The 22573-nt window shown below is 59.9% G+C and carries 17 protein-coding genes; 7 read left to right on the top strand and 10 right to left on the bottom strand.

Annotated elements, in window-relative coordinates; genetic code table 11:
* Positions 1–104: 104 nt before the first annotated feature.
* Genes dnaN through EI77_RS02480 form a run of 6 tightly spaced genes read left to right on the top strand, consistent with a single transcriptional unit; the run spans position 105 to position 5465 of the window.
* Positions 105–1202, top strand: a complete 1098-nt coding sequence (gene dnaN, locus EI77_RS02505; RefSeq protein ID WP_133793173.1) for a DNA polymerase III subunit beta — start codon at positions 105–107, stop codon at positions 1200–1202.
* A gap of 18 nt (positions 1203–1220) precedes the next feature.
* Positions 1221–1724, top strand: a complete 504-nt coding sequence (locus tag EI77_RS02500) for a hypothetical protein (protein ID WP_133793172.1) — start codon at positions 1221–1223, stop codon at positions 1722–1724.
* Between the two features lie 9 nt (positions 1725–1733).
* Positions 1734–2852, top strand: a complete 1119-nt coding sequence (locus EI77_RS02495; protein ID WP_133793171.1) for a prephenate dehydrogenase/arogenate dehydrogenase family protein — start codon at positions 1734–1736, stop codon at positions 2850–2852.
* Positions 2853–2854: 2 nt separating this feature from the next.
* Positions 2855–4213 (top strand): 3-phosphoshikimate 1-carboxyvinyltransferase, encoded by a 1359-nt coding sequence (gene aroA, locus EI77_RS02490; protein ID WP_133793170.1) that lies wholly within the window; start codon positions 2855–2857, stop codon positions 4211–4213.
* On the top strand, positions 4210–4857 hold the full coding sequence (gene cmk, locus EI77_RS02485) for a (d)CMP kinase (RefSeq protein WP_133793169.1): 648 nt from the start codon (positions 4210–4212) through the stop codon (positions 4855–4857). The genes aroA and cmk overlap by 4 nt, the downstream gene beginning before the upstream one ends.
* Positions 4854–5465 carry a lysophospholipid acyltransferase family protein gene (locus EI77_RS02480; RefSeq protein ID WP_133793168.1) on the top strand — a complete coding sequence of 204 codons (612 nt, stop codon included), beginning with the start codon at positions 4854–4856 and terminating at the stop codon, positions 5463–5465. Before cmk ends, EI77_RS02480 begins: the two co-directional genes overlap by 4 nt.
* Positions 5466–5497: 32 nt before the next feature.
* Here EI77_RS02480 and EI77_RS02475 read toward each other — a convergent pair whose 3' ends face one another.
* The 6 genes from EI77_RS02475 to abc-f all read right to left on the bottom strand — a co-directional run bounded on the left by EI77_RS02475 (position 5498) and on the right by abc-f (position 13900).
* Positions 5498–6826: a Gfo/Idh/MocA family protein gene (locus EI77_RS02475; RefSeq protein WP_133793167.1), complete on the bottom strand. Its 1329-nt coding sequence runs from the start codon at positions 6824–6826 to the stop codon at positions 5498–5500.
* Positions 6827–6931: 105 nt separating this feature from the next.
* The gene (locus tag EI77_RS02470; RefSeq protein ID WP_133793166.1) at positions 6932–8161 is read right to left on the bottom strand and encodes a PQQ-binding-like beta-propeller repeat protein; all 1230 of its coding nucleotides are present in this window, start codon (positions 8159–8161) and stop codon (positions 6932–6934) included.
* 160 nt (positions 8162–8321) lie between these two features.
* Complete coding sequence (locus EI77_RS02465; RefSeq protein WP_133793165.1) at positions 8322–9374, bottom strand: Gfo/Idh/MocA family protein; 1053 nt, start codon at positions 9372–9374, stop codon at positions 8322–8324.
* A 277-nt stretch (positions 9375–9651) separates the two neighbouring features.
* Positions 9652–10344 carry a zinc metallopeptidase gene (locus tag EI77_RS02460; protein WP_133793164.1) on the bottom strand — a complete coding sequence of 231 codons (693 nt, stop codon included), beginning with the start codon at positions 10342–10344 and terminating at the stop codon, positions 9652–9654.
* Between the two features lie 242 nt (positions 10345–10586).
* Positions 10587–11996, bottom strand: coding sequence for a Gfo/Idh/MocA family protein (locus EI77_RS02455; protein WP_133793163.1), 1410 nt, complete (start codon positions 11994–11996; stop codon positions 10587–10589).
* A gap of 38 nt (positions 11997–12034) precedes the next feature.
* A complete protein-coding gene (abc-f, locus tag EI77_RS02450; protein ID WP_133793162.1) occupies positions 12035–13900 on the bottom strand; it encodes a ribosomal protection-like ABC-F family protein in 1866 nt (621 codons plus the stop codon).
* Between the two features lie 383 nt (positions 13901–14283).
* Between abc-f and EI77_RS02445 the strand changes: the two genes are divergently transcribed.
* Positions 14284–15876 (top strand): phospholipase D-like domain-containing protein, encoded by a 1593-nt coding sequence (locus EI77_RS02445; RefSeq protein ID WP_133793161.1) that lies wholly within the window; start codon positions 14284–14286, stop codon positions 15874–15876.
* Between the two features lie 40 nt (positions 15877–15916).
* On the opposite strand, the gene EI77_RS02440 is transcribed toward EI77_RS02445, so the two are convergent.
* The 4 genes from EI77_RS02440 to EI77_RS02425 all read right to left on the bottom strand — a co-directional run bounded on the left by EI77_RS02440 (position 15917) and on the right by EI77_RS02425 (position 22454).
* The gene (locus EI77_RS02440; protein ID WP_133793160.1) at positions 15917–17362 is read right to left on the bottom strand and encodes a hypothetical protein; all 1446 of its coding nucleotides are present in this window, start codon (positions 17360–17362) and stop codon (positions 15917–15919) included.
* Between the two features lie 111 nt (positions 17363–17473).
* On the bottom strand, positions 17474–18892 hold the full coding sequence (locus EI77_RS02435) for a DUF1501 domain-containing protein (RefSeq protein ID WP_133793159.1): 1419 nt from the start codon (positions 18890–18892) through the stop codon (positions 17474–17476).
* A gap of 83 nt (positions 18893–18975) precedes the next feature.
* Positions 18976–19377, bottom strand: a complete 402-nt coding sequence (locus tag EI77_RS02430) for a GxxExxY protein (protein ID WP_133793158.1) — start codon at positions 19375–19377, stop codon at positions 18976–18978.
* 29 nt (positions 19378–19406) lie between these two features.
* On the bottom strand, positions 19407–22454 hold the full coding sequence (locus EI77_RS02425; RefSeq protein ID WP_208300244.1) for a DUF1553 domain-containing protein: 3048 nt from the start codon (positions 22452–22454) through the stop codon (positions 19407–19409).
* Positions 22455–22573: the final 119 nt, after the last annotated feature.

The raw sequence follows: 22573 nt of genomic DNA, 5'->3' as shown, positions 1-22573 counted from the left end.
GTGCCAGCGACCCCACCACACATTTCCCCGCCAATACTCCTTGCCGTTCGTCTCGCCTCTGATAAAAAAGGCCGTTCGTACAAGCAGCAGGCACGCCTTTTTATATGAAGTTCACGATCAGCAAGGAATCTCTCCAGCAGGCCATCCAGCAGGTGCAGCACGTCGTCAGTGCCCGCACCACCCTGGCCATTCTTTCCAACGTCCTGCTCCGCGCCAAAAATGGCGTCCTGGAACTCACCACCACGGATCTGGATGTCGGTGTCACTTGCAGCGTCGCCGCTGACGTCGAAGAAGAAGGGGCCACCACGCTTCCTGCCCGCCGTCTTGCCACCATCGTTCGCGAGCTTCCGGCTGAAAACATCGAGATCAGCGTGGACGAAAAAAACGTCGCCTCCATTCGCAGCGGCCCTTCCTACTTCAAGGTCCTCGGCCTCACCAGCGAGGAATTCCCAGCACTGCCCCGCTTTGACGACGCACGCGAGTTCCGCATTGATCAGCAGATCCTTCGTGATTGTCTGAAAAAAACATCCTATGCCATCTCCACGGACGAAACTCGTTACGTGCTCAATGGCATCCTCTTTTCCTTCAAGAACAACACCTTGACCATGGTGGCCACGGATGGCCGTCGTCTTGCCATGGTGGAGCAGGAACTCGAATTCCCGCAGAGCCAGGAAGTGGACATCATCGTCCCCACCAAGGCCGTCAACGAACTCGCCCGTCTCCTCGGGGATCTGGGGGAAGTCATCATCCGCGTCACCAACAGTCAGGTCGGTTTCGACCTCGGCGACGGCCTCCTCATCAGCAAGCTCATCGACGGCAATTACCCCAACTATCGCCAGGTCATCCCCGGCGAGGCCAAAGAGCGCATCGCCCTGGAGCGTGAAGTCTTCCTGAAAGCCATCAGCCGCGTCTCTCTTCTCGCCAGTGAAAAATCGAACTCCGTGAAGTTCCAGTTCACACCCGGCCAGGTCGAAATCATCGCCAGCAGCCCGGACATCGGTGAAGCCCGCGAAACCATCGCCATCAATTACAAAGGCGCGTCCATCACCATCGCTTTCAACCCGGAGTTCACCATGGCTCCCCTGCGCAATCTCAGTGCCGATGAAGTCCACCTTCACCTCATTGATGAGATCAGCCCTGGCGTCCTTCGCACCGGCACCAATTTCCTTTACGTTCTCATGCCCATGCGTGTGAACAGCTAACCCCAAAATCCCCCTCCGATGCCACGCTTCACGCATCTCCTCCTCACGGCTCTGGCCGTCACCCTCGCTGGCTGTTATGGCCCGGAACCCCGCCCATTTGCAGGCCAGGGCCGGTCCCTCGATCAGCCCCCTCGTTATGGTGATTCCAATCGTTACGTGGAGCCCATCGCCCCCGGTCCCCTGGATGCGCCCATCGGCCCCATCAATCCCCCCGTCCTCGATTCCTCCGGTGCCCCCATTGTGGACCCTGGCCTGACATTGAGCCCCCAGCCGCCCACCATTCCTGGCGGCACGGAAACCCCGCCCGTTGTGGTCGTTCCTCCGCCGACCACCACGACACCTACCACGCCCGTCACCCCGCCTCCAAGCAGTGATGTGCCCTTTGCCCGTGCCGTCCCTGGCAAACCCGGTTTCGTTTACAGCCCCAAGGACTCCAAGAAGATCATCAGCGTCGAAGGCCTCCGCGCCGGTCAAAAAGCCCGCGACCCGGAAACGGGTGATATCTTCCGCGTGCCCTATTAAGCCAGGCACGTGAGTTCAGAGACAACCATCGCCATCTACGGCCCCGGCCTTCTCGGGGGTTCCCTTGCGCTCGCCATCCAGGAGCGTTTACCGGGTTCCTCTCTCCGGCTCTGGGCCCGGCGGGAATCCGCCCAAGAGGCCATTCTCGCACGCGGCATCCAGGCTGAGTTTTATACGGATGCCACCGCCGCAGCCACCGGGGCCTCCCTCATCATTCTCTGCACTCCAGTAGAGACCATGCCTGCCCTGGCCGCGCAGATCGCCATGGCCGACCTCTCCCCAGATACCTTGATCACCGATGTTGGCAGCGTCAAAGGCAGCGTCGTCCGCGCTCTCGACCCCATCCTCGGCCCCCGCTTCATCGGCAGCCATCCCATGGCCGGATCTGAAAAAGCCGGCATCGAAACCGCCCGCGCCTCCCTCTTCCAAAACGCCACCTGCCTCATCACCCCCGGAGCGCGGACGCCCCCGTCCGCTTCCTCACCGGAAGTAACCGGAGCGCGGACGCCCCCGTCCGCTTCCTCACCGGAAGTAACCGGAGCGCGGACGCCCCCGTCCGCTTCCCCACCAGAAGTAACCGGAGCGCGGACGCCCCCGTCCGCTTCCCCACCAGAAGTAACCGGAGCGCGGACGCCCCCGTCCGCATCCTCACCAGAAGTAACCGGAGCTCGGACGCCCCCGTCCGCATCCTCACCAGAAGCAACCGGAGCGCGGACGACCCCGTCCGCTTCCCCCCTCACCCGCCTCCGTACCTTCTGGCAAACCCTCGGCTGCAACGTCCTCGAAATGTCCCCGGACGAGCACGACGAAAAAGTCGCCCGCATTTCCCACCTGCCCCACATGATGGCCGCAGTCACCACCCTGGCCGCCCTCCGCACCGACCCCACTGCTGTCTCCTGCGTCGCCAACGGCTTCCGTGATACCACCCGCGTCGCAGGTGGCGACCCTGGTCTCTGGACAGGCATCGCCCTGGAAAATCGCACCGCCCTCCTCTCTCAGCTCCAGGCAGCCTCGGCCACCCTGACAGAGCTTCTTGAAATCCTCGGCAAGCCGGACGAAGAAGAACTCCGCCGCTTCCTCGCCGAGGCCCAAACCCTCCGAAGGACCGTCCCGGCGGCCGTCTCCTGATCATGGCCACACTGAAAGTCCGAAAGCTCAAATCCTTCCCCACTGAAATCTCCGTTCCAGGGGATAAAAGCATCAGCCACCGCGCCGCCATGTTTGCCGGCATGGCCTCCGGCACGACCATCATTGATGGCTTCCTGCCCAGTGAGGATTGCCTCTGCTCAGTCAAGGCCATGGAAGCCATGGGTGCCACCGTCGATCCTCTCGAAGAAACCGGCGGCATCGGCCTGACCAAGCTCGCCATTACGGGCAATGGCCCCCAGCTCAAAGCCCCCTCTGGCCCTGTGGACTGCGGAAACTCCGGCACCACCATCCGCCTTCTCTCCGGCATCCTTGCCGGCCAGGAATTCACCACTGAAATGTTCGGGGATGCCTCCCTTTCCAAGCGCCCCATGAAACGCGTGGCCGATCCCCTCCGCCTCATGGGTGCGAAAGTCGAAGGTCAGGGAGAAAAGATCTGCGCCCCGCTCAAGGTCACCGGCGGCTCCCTCCAGGCCATTACGTACACTCTGCCCATGGCCAGCGCCCAGGTAAAGTCCGCCATCCTTTTGGCAGGCCTCTTTGCCCCTGGCAAAACCACGGTCATTGAGCCTGTCGCCACTCGCAACCACACGGAGCGCATCATGTCCCACTTCGGCATCAAGTGGCTCCGAGAAGGCAATGCCATCTCCGTCTATGGCGGCCAGTCCGCCCGCGCTACCGACATTGTCGTCCCCGGGGACATCTCCAGCGCCGCTTTCTGGATGGTCGCCGCCGCTGCCAGCCCCGGCCAGCAGATCACCCTCAAGAATGTCGGCCTCAACCCCACCCGCACAGGCGTCATCAACGTCCTCCTACGCATGGGTGCCCACATCCACAATTCCGAGGAAACCACCGATGGCGAACCTCGTGGTAACGTCACCGTCAAGGGCGGCGACCTCAATGCCACCGTCATCGGCGGGGCCGAAATCCCCAACGTTATTGACGAACTGCCTATCCTCGCCGTCGCCGCCGCGCTCGCCCGTGGCACCACACGTATCCAGGATGCTCATGAGCTTCGTGTTAAAGAAACGGACCGTATCGCCGCCGTCGCTGAAAACCTCCGCCGCATGGGCGTCACCGTCACGGAATTCGAAGACGGGATGGAAATCCAGGGCGGTGCCAAGCTGCAAGGTGCCACCATCACCACCTATCACGACCACCGCATCGCCATGGCCTTCGCCATCGCCGGTCTATTTGCTGAAGGTGAAACTGTCATTGAAGGCTCCGAATGCATCGGCACCAGCTATCCTGGCTTCGAGCATGACCTCGCCCTTTTTCAAAAGAACGAAAATGGCGAATACCCCATCCCCGTCATCTCCCGGGCACCCCGCAAACTGAAATGATGAATACCGTCATCACCATTGATGGCCCTGCTGCCTCCGGCAAAAGCAGTGTCGCCCGCATACTCGCCCAACGCCTGGGGTATATCTATGTGAATACCGGCAACATGTACCGCGCCATGACCTGGGCCGTACTCCAGACGGGTATAGACCCCAATGACATGGATACGGTCCGCAGTACCGCCGAGGGTATACTCATTGATTCACCCGTCGCCGATGGCCAGACCCAGGTATCCGTCAACGGTCGCCGCTTGACCGCCGAAGACCTCAACAGCGATCCGGTAAACCGTGGCGTATCCCTCGTCGCCCGTGTGCCGGAAGTCCGCGCCCGCCTCGTCGCCGATCAGCGTGCCCTCTCCAGCCTCGGCCCTCTGGTTATGGAAGGGCGGGACATCGGCAGCGTCGTCTTCCCAGACAGCCCCCTGAAGTTTTATATCGATGCCAGCGAGGAAGTCCGCGCTGCCCGCCGTCAGGCCCAAGGCCATACCGATCAGGTGGCTGAGCGTGACCGCCTGGACTCCACCCGCAAGGCTTCTCCTCTAGTGATTCCAGAAGGTGCGGTCGTCATTGATAATAGCCACCTTACCCTCGAAGGTGCCGTCCAGGCCGTCCTCGATCGCCTACCAGCCATTCCTGTTCACCCATGAACCTTTCCTACCGCATCGGTCACACGATCTTCCGCGCCGTCGCGAGAAGCTTCTATGACTTTCGCGTCATTGGCGAAGAGAACCTGAATCAGACTGGCCCCGCCCTCATCGTGGCCAATCATGTCAGCTTTCTGGATCCTCCATTCATCGGCCAGGCCTTTGATGAACCTCTCTATTTCTTCGCCCGCAAAAGCCTCTTTGACCACCCCATGGCAGGCAAGCTCCTGCGCAGTTGGCAGACCATCCCGGTGGACCGAGACAAGCCCGATGCCTCCAGCTTGAAGTCCACCATCCGCCTTCTCAGGAGCGGCAAGAAAGTGCTCATGTTTCCCGAAGGCACCCGCAGCTTTGATGGCCTGCCACAGAAGGCAGAAGCCGGGGTTGGCCTCTTCATTGCCAAGAGCAGCGCCCCAGTCCTGCCAGTCCGTATCTTCGGCAGCTATGAGGCCTACCCTCGTGGGGCCAAGTTCCTCCGCCCCGCCCAGATCCGCCTCGTCGTCGGCAAGCCATACCATCCTGACCTCAAAGCCCACTCCGCCGCCGGCCGGGACCTATACCAGGCCCTGGCCGACGAAGTCATGGAGCGGATCAGCGAACTGACCCTATAAACTGAAGCGCCGTTATGGCCGCCGCATCAAGCTCACTTCTTCCCTTGGTCCTGATCTTCAGGTTTCTTGGGAGCCGGGAGCTGAAACTGCGTCACCCCAGGCATCGGCATCGGGGTCGGAGTGAAGCTGTCTTCCCACTTGAGGTCATCCGGGGCCAGATCCTGGGTGCAATCCAGCATCTGCTGCCAGGTGAGAAGCTGCCCTGTATAAGCCGCCTCCCGTCCCATGATTCCTACAAGGGTGGAAAGCATCATACGGTCTCCGTCATTGATGACCTCGCCCTTGCGGATGGCATTGAACAGGGCCTCATGCTCCAGGTCATACATGTTCTTTTCCTCGTCCCGGAAGCGCCAGCGCTTCGGTCCGTCGATGAAGGGGGCATTGCCTTTGCCAATGATGAGGACTCCTTTATCCCCACGGATGATGTCCTGGTTATGCCCGGCACAGCCCTTGATCTGGCGGTTCGCGAGGTGGCACATAAGGCCGTTGCCCCACTCAAAGGCGGCGTGGAAGTGGTCATAGATGTTGCCCCCTTCGGATGGAATCTGACGGCCGCCCGTTGCAATGCAACTGACTGGCGGTTTGTCTCCCATCGCCCAGCAGATCTTATCTATACTATGTACTGCCTGTTCGGCGATGCTGTCGGCACTGAGCCAGGAGAAGTTATACCAGTTGCGGATCTGCCACTCCACATCGCTCATCTCCGGAGTACGAGCGCTGGCGGGCGGCATCGGTTTCACAGGGCCGGTGTGATAGGTCGCGAGGATGCTGGTGACATCACCGATCTGGCCGTCCTGGATGCGGGAGAAAGCTTCCTTGCGGGAGGTGCTGTAGCGCCAGCAGAAGCCGGCGACCAGGTTCAGCTTCTTCTCCGCCGCCTTCTTCACAGCGGCCATGGCCAGGTGGTAACCGATGGTATCCACAGCCATCGGCTTCTCGGCAAAGATGTGCTTCCCAGCATCCACCGCTGCCATGAGGTGCACTGGACGGAATCCTGGAGGGCTGGCGAGCAGGACCACATCCACGCCGCAATCAATGAGCTTCTGATAAGCATCCAGACCGATGAACCTCTTGTCCGGCTTCACATCCACCCGGTCCGGATATTTCTGGGACAGGCTGTTGATGCTGGTTTCGATCTGCTTGTCATCAATGTCCGCCATCGCCACGATCTTGGCATTGTAGTCCGCCCCCAAGGCCTGGGATGCCGCCCCGGTGCCACGACCGCCACAGCCCACAAGGCCGATGCGCAGAGTCTCTTGCGAATCAGCTTTCTGCTGCGCCCGCAGAGTGCCTGCAGCAGTGAGAATGGCGGCGGAGCCGGTAGTCTGGGCGAATTGGCGACGGGTCAAAACAGAGGTCATAGAAGTGAAGTAATCGTCCAGGCAGCCCCCGTCCTTTCGCCAATTGGTGATCGGATCTGGAAGGTTTGTGATGTGCCGGTTTGCGCCATTGAAACGTTTCGCCCGTTACATGCCGCTGACGTTGAAGGAGAAGAGGAGTTCTTGGTCGCGGAGGTAGAGTTTGCCGTTGCTGATGACGGGGTGGGTCCAGATCATGCCTTTGGCGTTGCGTTGGGTGGTCTGGGGCTGGAGGGTGAAGCGGCCGTGCTCTTCCCAGGCGGTGGGGCTGGCTTCAATTAGGACGACGGTGCCGGTCTTTTCTTCGAGAAGGTAGAGCATGCCGTCGGCGCTGTGGATGGCTCCTTTGCCGAGGGCCTTCTTTTCGGTCCACTGGACGACGCCGGTTTTGAAGTCGAGGCAGCTCCAGCCGGCTTTGTCGGAATAACCATAAAGATGATCACCGACGAGGACGACACCGCCATGGTGGTTGACCATGTCGGTGCTTTCATAAAGGGGTTCGATGACGTTATCGGGACCGATCTTGAAGGACTTGCAGCCGATGCCGTATCCGGCGGCGACGAATACCTGGCCATCTTTAAAGATGGGGGTGGGGATGACGGCGGTGCGGCCGGGGAAGTCGGTCTTCCAGAGGAGTTTGCCGTCGGCGGCATTCACTCCGGCGACGCTCTGCTGGGTGATTTGGATGAACTGGCGCTGGCCGTTGTGGTCGGCGGCGATGATGGATGCATACTGGGCGGGGTCGGTCCATTCGGAGGACTGCCAGACTTTGGTGCCGGTGGTTTTGTCAAAGGCGGCGAGGGTACCCTGGGAACCGCCGGGTGTGACGATGACGAGGTTTCCGTCCACCAAGGGGCTTTCGCAGTAGCCCCAGCCGGGGACTTTGCCACCGAGGCTGTCCATGGTGACGCGCCAGATTTCTTTGCCATCGGCAGCATTGAGGCAGACGAGGGTGCCTTTGCCACAGAGGGCGTAGATTTTATCGCCATCCACGGTGGGGGTGCTGCGGGGGCCGTCGCCCCAGCCATTGGTGAGGAGGGCTCCGGCTTCGGCGGACCATTTTTCTTTGCCGGTGGCGGTATCAATGGCGATGACGTATTCCACGGCATCGCGGGCACCAAGGGTATAGAGGGTGCCGCCGACGATGGAATAACCGGCGTATCCGAGACCGGCGTCTTCATTCAGCCAGGCAAGCTTGGGGCCATTGGCGGGCCATTTTTTGAGGAGGCCGGTTTCGCTGGAAATGTCTTTGCGGTCAGCACCTCGAAAGGTGGGCCAGTCGGCAGCCTGGGCGGTGAGACTGATGAGGAGGCAGGCGGGAAAAAGGAAAGTCTTCATGGAATAGAGTCAACGAAACGGAAAGCCAGAATGTTGGCATTGAACGGGATATGACCTGTGATTGCGAGTAAAATCGCCCCGACGCTTTTAACACTATCGTGCAGGATGTGGGTCTTGGAAAGTGGCTTCTGGCGGGATGCCCGGATGCAACAAGGCGACATCATGCGCCGGGCCAGGTGGCGGAGGCGCGGAGGACGGTTTCATGGAGGGCGATGTCGTGGGCAGCATCCCAGGCGAGTTTTTTCTCTCCCTGGAGGATTTGGGCGAGGTCCACGAATTCGAGGTCGTAACGGCCTTTGGGCACTTCGAGCTGGAAGGACTGGGCGCCTTTTTTATAACCGCCCTGGGCCAGGGTGAGAGAGAGGTTTACCCGGCCGGATTCGAGGGGGAGGATTTCAAAGGTGCCCTGGGTGCCGGTGACGTTGAAACGGCGGCGGGGGCCGCCGAAGGGGTCGGTGTGATTGACGCGGATGACGGCGGTGGCCTTGGGATACTGGAGGATGGCAAGCTGGTTGTCTTTGACCCCATCCTTGCCGTTAGGCGTGGAGAAGGGATGGACGGAATCCGGCTTGCCGAGGAGGGTGAGTACGGCATCCATGACGTGGCAGCCGAGCTCAAACATGCCGCCACCGGGCAGGGCACCGATGTCCTTGCGGGTGAGGGGATCCGCGAGCTTGCCCATGACGGCGTCGATCTCGGTGATCTCGCCAAGCCAGCCTTCGCGCACGGCTTTGAAGAGGAGGGTGAAGGCGGGGTTGTAGCGGAGCATGTAGCCTATCTGGACAGTGAGGCCGCGTTTTTCGGCTTCGAGGCGCATGGTCTTGAACTCGGTATGGTCTAACGAACCGGGTTTGTCCAAATGGACGTGCTTGCCCGCCTGGATGCAGCGGAGGGCGGTGGCGCAGGAGGCCTCGACACGGGTCTCTACAACGACGGCTTTGAGGTCGGGGGTGGCGAGGAGTTTTTCCTCGGTGAGGAGAGGGAGGCCTTGGTAAGGGTCTGTGCTGGTGACGGTGGACTGGGTGGCAGGGTTGGGTTCGACGATGCCTGTGACTTCCCAGAGGTCGGTGAGGCTGCGCATGGCGGCCATCTTTCCTGCTGCGTGGGCGTGGGCGGTGCCGATCTGGCCGATGCGGAGGCGGGAAGGGGGCGCGGCGTGGCTGGAGGCGGCAGCCAGGGCGGCGGCGGTGGTGAGGAAGTGGCGGCGGTTCATGGACACGGGGAAAATAGGGAGGGCGTTGAGGGAGGGAGGCGGTGAAGGGTAGTGGGGGCCCTTTTTTACAGGATTAACAAGATGGCAGGATGGACAGGATTTTGGGAGAGGAAATGTGGGGTGGAGGTTTCCTATCCTTTGGGCGTGTTGATGGGGAGGTGAAGGCAGGGCAGGGGGCCTTCGGGGAGAGGCGGGATATTCTGCGGGTGGGTGATTGTGGCTGCGGGTACTGTGGGGCGCAGAACAATCCCGCCCTACGGTTTGCAGAGGTGCTGGCTTACTTCACGGGGCGGATTTTGCCGCTGCCGGGGAGGGCGCTGAAGAGGAAGTAACGGGGGGAGCGGAGGAGGTCGCCGACTTCGCGAACGGCGACGCGGGAGAGGTAACCGGTGAGGCGCTCGTGGGCATCGGGGTGGCGTTCGAGGTGGTTTTCCAGGAAACGGCGGAGGCGGGCGTTGGCGTTGTATTCAACGGCGAGGGTGCCGATGTTGAGGAGGAGGAGCATGACGCAGACGGCGACGAGGGCGGCGATGGCAAAGCGGGGTGGGAAGCGCAGAAACATCATGGCGGCGACGCCGACGAGGCCGAAGATGGGACCGTAACGGTTGAGGCGGATGACGTTCTGCCGCCATTTGAGGTCGCCGAGGGCGGCTTCGGTCTGGGTGGCGTGGGCGGCTTCGTGGAGGGCGATGGCCCAAGCGCCCATGGAGGTGCCACGGGCAACTTTAGGCTGGAGGAAGAGGCGTCGGCGGCGGGGATCGAAGTAATCGGAGGCCATGCTGTCGTGCTCGATGATTTCGACATCGGTGGCGTCTTCGTAAGCGAGAAAGAGGCGGGCGATTTCAGCGCCGGTGTGGGCGGTGGGGGCGCGTTCTTTCATGCCGGGACCCTGGACCTGAGCGTAACGACCGGCCGCCCACTGGCATACGCCGAAGCAAAAGAGGAGGACCAGGATGAAGAGGGCGAGCATGAGGGAAGGTGGGGGGAGATGGGGGTGGGGGCAAGTGGGGAGATGGGGGCGGAGGAGTGCTCAGTGCTCAGTGCTCAGTGCTCAGTGCTCAGTTTGGTGGCTGGTGGCTGGTGGCTGGTGGCTGGTGGTTGGTGGTTGGTGGTTGGTGGTTGGTGGGGAATCGTTTTAGTGGGGCGGACGGGGGGCATCGCCGCCGTTGTGGGATAGGGGGGTGCCGACGGTGATTTTGGGGGTGCTTCTTGTTAGGTGAGTTTCCAGCCTGGGCGGGGTTGGCGGTGGAGGTAGGGGTTGGCGGATTCGTTGTTGGTGATTTTCATGGACTGGGCGTTCCAGTGGATCTTGCTGCCGACGCGGAAGGCGACGTTGCCGAGGTGGTTGGCTTCGGTGAGGGGGCCGGCGTAGCTGAAGGGGCTGGCGGTGGGGGTGCCGTTTTTGATGGCTTGGAGCCATTCGATGTGCTGGCCGGGGGAGTCGGGGATGAAGGGGGCAGGGGGCTGGAAGTCTTTGAAGGTGGCTTCAGGCAGGAGGCGGTATTTGGTGTAATCGGAGAGGAGCATGCCTTTGTCGCCGATGAAGAGGACGCCGTTATTCCACTGGCTGATGAGGGGATCGTTTTTCCAGATGTCGGGTTTGTTGGCACCTTGATGCCAGTGGATCTTGCAGGCGGGCATGCCACTGCGGGGGCCGTATTCATAAACGGCGGACATGGAGGCGGGGGCTATTTCGGGATGAGGCTCGGGGCCGAAGGCTTCGACGCTGAGGGGTGCATCGAGTTTGAGTGCCCAGAAGGGGAGGTCGTTCCAGTGACTGCCGAGGTCTGACATGGTGCCGTTGCCGAAGTCCCACCAGCGGTACCATTTGGGACCGGGGAAGTAGATTTCGTTATACGGGCGGTAGGGGGCGGGGCCGAGCCAGAGGTCCCAATCGAGATAGGGGGGCGGGGTCTGTTCCTCGGTGGGACGCTCGGTGACAAAGACGATGTCTTTGTTTGCTTCAGCCTCTTCCTTGGTCTGGTGACCCCAGGCGCGGGAGACGCAGACGTGGGCGGCGGTGACGTTACCGATAGCTCCGCTCTGGATGAGTTCGACCACGCGTCGATAGTTAGGCATGCCGTGGATCTGGGTCCCCATCTGGGTGGCGACTCCGGCTTTGGCTGCGGCCTGGGTGATGAGGCGGGCTTCCGCGATATCTCTTGTTAGGGGTTTTTCACAGTACACGGGCTTGCCCATGAGAAGGGCGGGCAGGGTGGCATAAGCGTGGGTGTGCTCGGTGGTGCTGACGACGACGGCATCGATGTCTTTGGAGCCTTCGTAAAGCTTGCGGAAGTCGCGATAGGCCTTGGCCTTGGGGAAGGCGGCAGCGGCGACATCGAGGTTCATGCCATTGACATCGCAGATGGCGACGACGTTCTCGGTAGGCTCGACGGCTGGCTGGTCCGTGTCCGGACCTTTGGCCAATTTCTTTTTGTAAAGGGAGGTGCCAACGAGGGCCTGGATATTGGCTGCGCCCCGACCACCGACGCCGATGAAGGCGAGGTTGATCCTGGCATTGGGTGAGCGTGAGCTGACAATGGCAGGAAAGCCTAGTGCAGCACCGGCCAGGAGGGAGCTCTGCGTCAAAAACTGGCGGCGGGAAGAGACGGGGACGGGCATACGAGGGAAACGTGCCTGTGCCGGAGTCTCTTGCGGCGTCAGGAAGCGGCTTCTTTGGCGATTAGTGCTTCAAGTTCGCCTGCGGCTTTTTCCCAAGCGGCGGTTTTGGTGGCGACGCGTGGCTCGATCTCCTCGAGTTCTTTGCTGAGGGCTTTGAAGCGGGCGGCGTCGGAATAGGTGGCTCCGTCTTGAAGAAGCTCGACGAGTTCCATCTTGCGCTTATCAAGGGCGGCGAGTTCCTCCTCAATGCGGGTGACGTTTTTTTCGAGGTCCTTTTTGCCTTTGGCGCGGTTGTTGCGGGCTTCGGCTTCGAGGCGTTTTTGCTCTTTGGATTTAGGCGGGGAGAAGGCTTTTTTCGGGGTATCCCAGGCACCGGGCTGGCTATTGGTCAGGGTGGCGGTGAGGGCCTCGCGAGCGGAGGTGGCCTTGGTTTTATCCAGGAAGTACTGGTAGTCACCGCTGTAGGGAGTGAGGACGCCGCCAGCGATGTGGATGACGCCTTTGGCCATGGCGCGGATGAAGTGAACATCATGGCTGATGAAGACGAGGGTGCCTTCATAGTCCTCCAATGCGCCGATGAGTGCATCGATGCTGCCCATGTCCAAGTGGGTGGTGGGCTCATCCATGAGGAGGAGATTTGGTGGGTCCAGGAGGAGGCGGACGAGGGCGAGACGTGACTTTTCCCCACCGCTGAGGACGCCGACGGGCTTGAAGACATCGTCCCCGTGAAAGAGGAAGGAGCCTAACAAGGTGCGGCACATGTTTTCCCCCGGACGGCTGGGGAGGTCCATGGCGGACTGGAGGACGGTGTGCTTCATGTTGAGCACATCCCCACGATATTGGGCGAAGTAACCCTGCTTGACGTTATGGCCGAGGTCGCGCTTGCCAGCCTGAGGTGTGAGTGCTCCGGCGAGAAGCTTCAGCAGGGTGGATTTACCGGCACCGTTGGGGCCGACGAGGACGATGCGCTGGCCGCGCTCGATCTCGAAATCCAGGCCGTTGTAAACGGGGGTCTCGCCATAGGAGAAGTCCAGCCCTTTGAGGGTGAGGACGCGCTGGCCGCTGCGCTGGGGCTGGGGGAAGCGGAATTTGACGGTCTTGGCTGCGGTGGCTGGGCCTTCCAGCTTTTCCATGCGGTCGATCATCTTCAGCTTATCCTGGGCGCGGGAGGCGAAGTTGGCCTTGGCCTTGAAGCGGTCCGCCCATTGCTGGAGCTTGGCGATTTCCTTTTGCTGATTTTCAAAGGCGCCTTTCATCTGCTCCTCACGCGCCACTTTTTCCAGAAGGTAGGCATCGTAGTTGCCCCGGTAGCGGTTGACCTTGCTGTGAGCGATTTCGAGAATGGCATCGGTGAGGGCATTCAGGAATTCACGGTCATGGGAGATCATGAGGATGGCACCGGGATAACCCTGGAGGTAATCCTGGAACCAGATGAGGGACTCGAGATCGAGATGGTTGGTCGGCTCATCCAGCAGGAGGAGATCTGGCTCCTGAACGAGCAGGCGGGCGAGGTGGGCGCGCATGACCCAGCCGCCGCTGAGGGTGCGGGCATTGCGGTCGAAATCGGTCTCGCGGAAGGCGAGGCCTTTGAGGATGCGTTTGGCCTTTGGCTCGGCCTCCCAGCGGCTGTGCTCATGGCAGTGGCTGGTGGCCAGCTCCAGCACGGTCATGTCATCGACCGGGGCGCTTTCCTGAGGGAGGAAGCCGAATTCGAGGTTCTTCTCCATGGTGACGAGGCCGTCATCCGGGGTGGTCTCGCGAAGGAGGAGGGAGAAGAGGGTGGATTTTCCTGCGCCGTTGGGGCCAATGAGGCCGATCTTTTCACCCCGGTTGATGTGAAAAGACACGCCGCTGAACAAAGTGCGGCCTGCATAGGTCTTGCTGACATTCGAAACGGATAGCATGGGGGGCGCACTCAGTGGCGCGGACGGGGGGGCACGTCAAGGGCGGGGAGTGAGGGAAGGGGGTGGAGGGGTGGGGTGGAGGGGTGGGGTGGACTCTTTTGCGGCAAGAGCGGGGCTTTATACTGTGATTGGTTGGCCGCAGAGGGGCGGAGAGGGCAGAGGAGGCGGAGATTGGAGGAGGGCGGGAGGGGGCTTCGAGGTGGCTTCGAGGTGGCTTTCCGCTCAGGGGACTGAGCGGGCTACTTTTGGTGGGTAGTGGAGGGTATTTGGGGGGACGGGGCTTGGGGGTGGAAGAGGGCTTTTTTTAACAGGATTCACAAGATGGCAGGATTGACAGGATTTTTTGGAGGAGGGGTGGATGGGGAAAGAGTGCTTTTACTTGCGTGTTTGAATTTTTTTCCGAAAAATGCACGATGCACTTTGCGCTACGACTGCTGCTGACGGGCTGTTTTTTACTGAAGCTGATGGCTTGCAGTGGCACTGCGCCAACTCCGGAATCTCCGGTGCCGACATCTGTGCTGGCGTGCCAGAAAACGATCCAACAAGCGACACGGGAGCGGACGGTGCACCGGAAGGGTACGGCGGGTTTTGAAATGCTGGCGGGAGGGGAGGAGGCGTATCTGGCGCGCCTAGCGGCGGTGGAGGCGGCGCAGCAGACGCTGGACTTTCAGTATTTCATCTGGGCGGATGATGCGACGGGGACGATCTTTGCTGAGCGGCTGCTGGCGGCGGCGGACCGGGGGGTGAAGGTGCGGCTGCTGCTGGACATCACTAAAGGGGCACAAAAGGAAGTGAAGAAGGGCGTGCTGGCGAGCCACCCGAACATTGAGGTGGCATTGTTTAATCCGATGACCGCCTTCCAAGGTTTTTTTGCGGGGAATCCGCTGCCGATCATTGGCGAGATCGACCGGATGCAGAGCCGGATGCATAACAAAATGCTCATCGCAGACAATGCCATCCTGATCGGTGGAGGGCGGAATCTGGGGGACACCTACTTTGGTGTGGACCGGAAGCATAACATGCGGGACCTGGACTACATCGCGAGCGGGCCGGTGGTGAATGCGGCGACGAAATCCTTTAATCTTTACTGGGAGTCCCCACTGACACGGAAGGTGGGGCCGAGTGAAACGGGTGACGAAAATGAAGAAAAATTGGTTAGCCTGCGGAGAGAGCTGCGAGACAAAAAACTACGACTGGCCCGGAAAGGTGACTTTCCTTTTCCCCTGAAGATGGCGCGAGTAGAGGCGCTGCAACGGCTGAATGAGCTTTCAGGAAAAATGGTCTGGGATGATTATGAATTTGTGGCGGATCCCCCTGAGCGCATGCTGAGCCGAACCAAGGAGGCATCGCCTGTGTGGCGGACGAAGGAGGGGGCGATCCGAGGGGCGAAGAAGGAGGTGCTGATGCATGCGGCGTACCTGATCCCGCAGGAAGAGGTGCTGGGGCTTTTCAAAGAGACGAGTGACAGGGGGGTGAAGGTGCGGATGCTGACGAATTCCCTCTCCTCCATCGACGGGCTGCTGGCGATGACGGGCATCGCCAACCGGCGAAAAGACATTCTGGAAACGGGTGCGGAGTATTATGAACTGAAAAGCGATGCACCGGTGAAGAAAGAGTATGTGCGGGTATCCGAGGACACGCTGCTGGGCATGCATACGAAAGGGCTGGTGGTGGATAACCGCATCTCTTTCATCGGCTCTTACAACATGGATCCGCGCTCCAAGTACATCAATACGGAGACGGGGGTGATCATCAACAGTGGTGGCTTTGCAAAACGGCTGAAGGGATATCTGCTGGAGGATATGCAACCTGAGAACTGCTGGCAGGTGACCTGTGAAGAAGATGGGCGCTTTTGCTGGACCTGCGAGATGCCAGGGAAGCCGCCGGTGAGGCATTACCGGGACCCGGATGTGCCTTTGCGAAAACGCATTTCTTACTGGATGCTGCTGCACATGCCGTGGGAGAATCTGCTGTGACCGACTGACGTGTCAGGCTGCCAGGGGGCCACGTGTCAACTCAGGTCCTGGCTCTTCTGACTTGTTTGGAGCGATCTTCGGTGACGCCGGCGGCCTGTTCTTCCAGGCCCTTCCATTTGATGCGGTCCCACCGCTGGCCAACCGGCCGCATGACCTCGCGGGCGAGTTCGGGCATTTTCATGAGCACGGCCAGACGGCCGAGGTCGTTGCGCACTTCAAAACTGTGAGGATACAGTTCAAGTGTGCGGCGGATGGCGGCTTCCAGTTTGGGAACGTCCATTCCGTCGCTGAACAAAATGACGAGTTCAGGAGGCAAAGCGCCCAAAACCAGTGCCATGGTTTCAGGATGATCTGAGGTGGCCAAGTTATCCAAAAAATCCGTGCCCAGGACCTTGCCTTTGGGATCTCTAATGAGGCGCAAAAACATGGTGACCAGATTGTTTGGGTAATCCGGAAACTTTTCATAACCTTCATGGAAGTGTCTTGCTGCGATGCTGAAATCCTCATTGAGGGAGAAGCTGATAAGCATCTGCAATTCGGGGATGATCGGGCTCATTGGGCCGAGTTCATCCAGCGAGGCCCTGAGGCGAGCCAGTAAAGCGCTCATGGACTGTGAGTCCGATGGAAACTTTATCATGCGGGAGATCTCATAGACCAGTTCACCTATGCGCGCGTCTATGGAGGAGGGCTTGCGCTTTCGCCACTCCTTGATGCGGTCACCCATTTCCTCCCAGGCAGTGTATGACCATTGTTCATCCTGAAGCGGGTGCATACCCCGGTAAATCATCTCCGAGACCCACTGGCCGGAGGCGGTCTTTAACTGACGGACCCGTGCCTGCATGGCGTAGTGTTCCAGCGAATCGTAGTCGCCTTCTTTTAACCGCAGCATGGCCATGTCTTCGCAGGCCTTGCGTTGTGCGTGGGCATCGAATTCATCCCGCTCTGGAGGGAAGACAAAAACGTCCATTTTCTTCGAGACAATGCCTGCATAAAGAGCGCAGGCTTGTTCGTGATAACGAAGCGATTTGCGAACCTGGATGACTGTACGGTCCTTATACAACATTAGAGAATGAGGAAACTTGGTATCCACCAAATCCAGCGCGGACCGTGCTTCCTGCACGCGGCCGTAATAGAGGAGGGCATAACATTTGGCCAGAAGGATGGCCCCGGCATCATGATAGGCCTGATGATGGTGAGCCTCTTCCCATGTGGGCAGGCTGGTCACCCAGGGAGACTGTGTGAGCGCCTTGGGAAGGACCCCGGCGAGCGCCTCTTCCATATCGGGCAGCTGCTTTGGATTCCGGCTTTCATACCAGTAGCGGGCGGCGGCTTGCAGATCATCATGTTCGGCACGGTCTTCGAAATCTGTGGCTTCGCGCCCGGTCTCCTGCCGCTGGTGAGAAGGGATGCTGGTCTGGGCTGTGGCCTGGATTGCGGTGAAGCAAAGGAAGCCCAGGTACATGACGCGGGGGAGGAGGAATGACATAGGCTATTTCGTTATGGAAATTATGGCAGTATCTGCGCATTGCAAACACTTCCCTGAGATCCACAACAGGCTGCCTCTGGATGAAACTCCTGGCCGAGAGCCGGCGTCTTCCTATGCCAACAACCCTTTCACGACATGCCCATGCACATCTGTGAGGCGGTAACGGCGGCCTTGAAATTTGTATGTCAGGCGCTCATGGTCAATGCCGAGGAGATGGAGCAGGGTGGCGTGGAAGTCATGAATGTGGACGCCGTCCTGGGTGATGTTGTAGCCAAAATCATCTGTCTGCCCATGGAGGCTGCCGGGCTTGACGCCGCCCCCGGCCATCCAGGCGGTGAAGCAGCGGGGGTGATGGTCACGACCAAAGTTTTCGCTGATTTTTCCCTGACAATAATTGGTTCGGCCGAATTCGCCGCCCCAGACGACGAGGGTGTCGTCCAGTAGGCCGCGTTGTTTGAGATCTTTGACAAGGGCGGCGGAGGCTTGGTCTGTCTCTTTGGTCAGCTTGCGGATGTTTCCAGGTAGGCCGCCGTGATGATCCCAGTCCTGATGATATAGCTGGATGAAGCGTACGCCACGTTCGGCCAGGCGGCGGGCCTGGAGACAATTGGCGGCGAAGGTGCCGGGTGTTTTGACATCGGGGCCGTACATTTCGAGTACGTGCTGGGGTTCATCGCTGATGTTGGTGGCCTCGGGGATGCTGCTTTGCATGCGGTAGGCCATTTCGTAATGGTCGATACGGCTGGAGATTTCGACATCGGGAGTGCCGGCGAACTGGTGCTCATGCAGTTCCTTGAGGCGGTCCAGCATGAGGCGGCGGCTGCTGGGGCTGACGCCTTCGGGATTGCCCAAATAGAGAACGGGATCTTTGGCCGCGCGGAAGAGGACGCCCTGGTGCTTGGTGGGAAGGAAGCCGCTGCCCCAGAGATGTGCGCCGAGGGGTTGTCCGCTTTTGTCTTTGGTGATGAGTACGGTGAAGGCGGGCAGGTTTTCATTTTGTGCGCCTAGGCCGTAACTTAACCAGGAACCCATGCTGGGCCGGCCAGCGATCTGTGAACCGGTCTGAAAAAAGGTGACGCCAGGGCCGTGGTTGATGCTTTCTGTAAACATGGAACGGACGACGCAGATGTCGTCCGCGATGCTGGCGGTGTGAGGAAGTAGCTCGCTGTACCAGCCGCCTGCCTGGCCGTGGCGGGTGAATTTGAAGGGGGAGCCCACCATGGGGATGGAGCTTTGGTTTCCCGACATGCCCGTGAGCCGCTGGGCGCCACGGACGCTGTCTGGGAGTTGCTCGCCATGCCTTTGATTGAGGAGGGGTTTGTAATCAAAGAGGTCCAGGTGGGAGGGGCCACCGGACATGAATAAATAGATGATGCGCTTGGCCTTGGGGGCAGCATGCGGGGCACCGAGAATGCCGGAATCTGCGGCGCGGGCTTGTTCCTTGGCAAGCATTTCAGCCAAGGCAACGCCACCAAGACCCATGCCAAAACGGTTTAACAAACTGCGGCGGGAAAGGGCTGTTTCATTCATGGTCATGGGCGTACCGGAATGTTTGTTATTCGTGCCGGTGGCGGGATTTATCCGAGGTCCTTCTGGAGATGCATCCGGGGTTTTCACAGTACGTACCTCCGCCATTCGACTTTTTTGATGGCTGCCATGTTGATGAGGTAGCCGACGCGTTTTTGGGTGAGGCGCATGTAATTGAAGATCTCTGTTTCATGCTCGGGGAGCAGTTGGTAAACGGCTTTGAGTTCTACGATGATGGCTCCATAAACATAGAGATCTGGTGTGTAGCGGGTATTGAGTTGAAGCCCTTTGTAGTGGATGGGCAGTTCTTGTTTGGCCTGATACGGGATCAAGCGACTTTCTAACTCATGCTGCAGGCTTTCCTGGTAGATTTCTTCACTGAGGCCGCCGCCGATTTCATTGTGCACTTCAAACACTGCGGACATGAATTTGTAGCCTTCTTCCTGAAGGGGGCCGTCGAGGGTTTGGGTGATAACGGTGCGTTTCATTGAGGGGACGGTTGAGGGAAGCGGATGGGTTAGCGTTTCACGATGGCGGCGTCGTGGTTTAGGAGGGCTTGGGCGAGGATGGTGGCGGCGGCGAGCTCGGGGAGGTCGGCAGTAGGCGGGGGGCTGTGGCCGGTTTTCAAAAGGGCGGCGGCTTCGGCTGAATGGGTGCGGTAGTGGGCTAGCTGGTCTGCATAAAGGTGGGTGCAGATGGCTTCTTCCTGCGCATCCGGCGGGCGGCTGAGGCAACGGATGAATGCCTGAGTGATCATGTGGTTAATATCGCCAGCGGATTCGGTGTGGAGTTTCTCCCCGAGGATGCGGGCGGCTTCGACATATTGGGTGCCGTTGAGGAGGATCAAGGCCTGGAGGGGGCTGTCTGTACGCTCGCGTTTGGCGGAGCAAACGGCACGGCGGGGGGCATCAAAGGCGACCATGGCGGGAGGGGGGCTGGTGCGGCGCCAGGTGGTGTAGAGACTGCGGCGGTGGACGCTGCCGTCGTTGACGATTTCCACCGGCTTGAAGGCCTCCGTCATTTCATAAGGGTTCACGGGTGGGCCGCCGAGCTGTGTTTTTAGCAATCCGGCGCTGGCCAGGGCGTTGTCCCGGATCATCTCTGCAGGCAGGCGGAAGCGGGGGCCACGGGCGAGCCATTCGTTATCTGGGTCATCTGCCATGGTGGCGGCATCGGCAATGCTGCGCTGCTGATACACCTGGCTGCTGACGATTTCCTTGATGAGGGCCTTGATATCCCAGTGGCTTTCGATCAAACGGAGGGAGAGGTAGTCCAGCAGGTCCGGGTAAAGGGGTTTTTCCCCTTGGCTGCCGAAGTCCTCGCTGGTCTTCACAAGACCTCTGCCGAACAAACTTTGCCATACGCGGTTGACGGTGACGCGGGCTGTCAGGGGGTGGGTGTGGTCGGTCAGCCAGCGGGCGAGGCCGAGGCGATTCATGGGGGCCTCTTTGGGGAAGGGGGAAAGGAAGGCAGGGGTGACTGGGGGGGCTTCTTCGCCACGTTTATCGTATTCGCCCCGCTGAAGCACGTAGGCTTTTTTGGGCTGGGGCAACTCCTTCATGACCATGATTTCCTTTTGGGCGGAGGAGAAGGTGGTGAGTTCTGCACGGGCGGCTTTTAGCTCATCAAGAAGGGGGATGGTGGCTGCATCGTAGGGACGGGAAAGATCGCGATCATAGACCCGCAAGTCATCTATGATGCCGCCCTTGAAACCACGGTCGCGGAAGCGTTCGCCGAGGCTGATGTGATCACCGCCGCCACCGGTGATGTCGCGTGTGAGATTGTCGCGAATAACATCGACTGTGGCGAGCTGGCCATTGAGATAAAGGCGGAGGCCAGCGGCGCGGCTGCTGCCATCATTGGTAACGACGACATGCACCCAGGTATGGAGGGGCAGGGGATCCCTGGCGCGGATGGAGATGGCATCCCCAGGCCAGAAATGGATGAGGGACCACTTCAGCCTGCCTTCTTCAATGAGGAGTTCATAGCCGCGGCTGGCGGCATCCGTCCAAGCGCGGGAGCGGTGCAAGACTACGGCGCGATCTTTGACATCGGGTGTCTGAATCCAGAGGGAGATGCTGAAGGGCTGATGTCTGGGGAAGTTTCCCACGGGGGTATCCACAGGGTCATCACCGGTGAACTCAATGGCGCGGCCTAACCGGCCGTTCACAAATTTGTTTTCCCCTTTTACGGTGGTGGTCTGGGCGGGGGCGGGCTTGTCTTTTGCAGACGGGGCAGGATTTTGGGCGGGGGGAGCGGAGTCAGCGAGTTTGTTTTTTTCCACTTCGTCAAAGGTGTAGTGGGCAATCAGGCCTTCCTGCGAGGTGGGGGCTCCATCTTGTAATTGGATCGTTTTCGTGGCGGCGGCAGATGATGCATTGAGTTCCTGCTCCAGTGAGATGATTCGTTTTTCCAGAGCTGCTTTTTGTTCCTTTTGCGCTGGATCTAGGAGTGCCAGAGCAGGGGTGGGTGCGGAGGGGGTGAAAAAGGAATACAGCCCGGCTTCATCAATGTTTTGGAAGAAGGCGGAGAGGCCATAGTATTCCGTTTGTTTGATGGGATCATACTTATGGTCGTGGCAGCGGGAGCATTCGAAGGTGAGTCCCAGAAAGGCAGTGGCGAAGGTCTGTACACGGTCTGCCACGTATTCGATGCGGTATTCCTCCTCCACGGAGCCACCTTCGCTCTCCTGCTGATGGAGGCGGTTGAATGCGGTGGCGAGGATCTGTTCATCGGTGGCATTGGGGAGAAGGTCCCCGGCGACCTGCCAGGTGATGAACTGGTCAAAGGGCAGGTTGCGGTTGAATGCCTGGACGACCCAATCACGCCACATCCAGACATCGCGCGGGCGGTCCACTTGGAAGCCGTAGCTATCTGCATACCTGGCCACATCCAGCCAATCGACGGCCATCCTTTCACCATAAGCTGGGGAAGAAAGGAGCCTGTCGATGGCTGCCTCGTAGGCTTTCTCGAAAAGGGCGTTTGCTGTAAAAGCCTGTACTTCCTCCGGGGTGGGAGGCAGGCCGGTGAGATCAAAACTGAGGCGGCGGATGAGGGTGTGGGCATCGGCCCGGGGTTGCAGGGCGAGGCCTCGGGCGGCCAAGCCTTTTTTCACCAGTGGATCAATCGCTGTGTGTGCGCCGGACGACTGGGCTTGGTGTTTCCATTCTTGCAGGCGGGAGGCATCGGGGGCGATGAAGCTCCAGTGCTGCTGGTATTCGGCTCCTTCATTGACCCACTGTTTCAGTTTTTCGATTTCACTTTCGGTTAGGCGGCCAAGTTTTGATTCGGGCGGTGGCATGGCCTCATCGGAATCATGAGAAAGCACCCGCTGGATGATGAGGCTTTTGCCCGCATCTCCAGGGACAATGTGCCCATCTGCGACTGCGGCCTCGCGTTCATCCAGACGGAGGTTTGCCTCGCGGGTTTTCGGGTCGAAGCCATGGCAATGGAAGCACTTGTCCGAAAGGATGGGGCGGATATCACGGTTAAACTCCATCTTGGCGGCAACGCAGGGGAGTGCGGGCAGCAAAATCAGCAGCGTGGTGGAGGCCTTCCAGGTCATGAGGTATCTTACGGGCCGGGGCTGTGCCATACCATGATAAATGTGTGTCGGATTGTGAGATGGCGGGGGTAGAATCCTCCATGGATCGTCTCTTGATGTCTATCAGGGCGTGTCGGATT

Source organism: Prosthecobacter fusiformis (assembly GCF_004364345.1).
GTDB lineage: Bacteria > Verrucomicrobiota > Verrucomicrobiia > Verrucomicrobiales > Verrucomicrobiaceae > Prosthecobacter > Prosthecobacter fusiformis.
Note: the sequence above shows the minus strand (reverse complement) of the source record. Positions and strands in the feature narration are given on the sequence as shown.

Bases quoted from the DNA above. Each gene is read 5' to 3' on its own strand.
- aroA (WP_133793170.1), top strand. From the start codon at position 2,855: ATGGCCACACTGAAAGTCCGAAAGCTCAAATCCTTCCCCACTGAAATC.
- EI77_RS02460 (WP_133793164.1), bottom strand. From the start codon at position 10,344: ATGCTCGCCCTCTTCATCCTGGTCCTCCTCTTTTGCTTCGGCGTATGC.
- EI77_RS02435 (WP_133793159.1), bottom strand. From the start codon at position 18,892: ATGAATGAAACAGCCCTTTCCCGCCGCAGTTTGTTAAACCGTTTTGGC.
- EI77_RS02440 (WP_133793160.1), bottom strand. From the start codon at position 17,362: ATGTCATTCCTCCTCCCCCGCGTCATGTACCTGGGCTTCCTTTGCTTC.
- EI77_RS02480 (WP_133793168.1), top strand. From the start codon at position 4,854: ATGAACCTTTCCTACCGCATCGGTCACACGATCTTCCGCGCCGTCGCG.
- EI77_RS02455 (WP_133793163.1), bottom strand. From the start codon at position 11,996: ATGCCCGTCCCCGTCTCTTCCCGCCGCCAGTTTTTGACGCAGAGCTCC.
- EI77_RS02470 (WP_133793166.1), bottom strand. From the start codon at position 8,161: ATGAAGACTTTCCTTTTTCCCGCCTGCCTCCTCATCAGTCTCACCGCC.
- EI77_RS02500 (WP_133793172.1), top strand. From the start codon at position 1,221: ATGCCACGCTTCACGCATCTCCTCCTCACGGCTCTGGCCGTCACCCTC.
- EI77_RS02425 (WP_208300244.1), bottom strand. From the start codon at position 22,454: ATGACCTGGAAGGCCTCCACCACGCTGCTGATTTTGCTGCCCGCACTC.
- abc-f (WP_133793162.1), bottom strand. From the start codon at position 13,900: ATGCTATCCGTTTCGAATGTCAGCAAGACCTATGCAGGCCGCACTTTG.
- EI77_RS02465 (WP_133793165.1), bottom strand. From the start codon at position 9,374: ATGAACCGCCGCCACTTCCTCACCACCGCCGCCGCCCTGGCTGCCGCC.
- EI77_RS02430 (WP_133793158.1), bottom strand. From the start codon at position 19,377: ATGAAACGCACCGTTATCACCCAAACCCTCGACGGCCCCCTTCAGGAA.
- cmk (WP_133793169.1), top strand. From the start codon at position 4,210: ATGATGAATACCGTCATCACCATTGATGGCCCTGCTGCCTCCGGCAAA.
- dnaN (WP_133793173.1), top strand. From the start codon at position 105: ATGAAGTTCACGATCAGCAAGGAATCTCTCCAGCAGGCCATCCAGCAG.
- EI77_RS02475 (WP_133793167.1), bottom strand. From the start codon at position 6,826: ATGACCTCTGTTTTGACCCGTCGCCAATTCGCCCAGACTACCGGCTCC.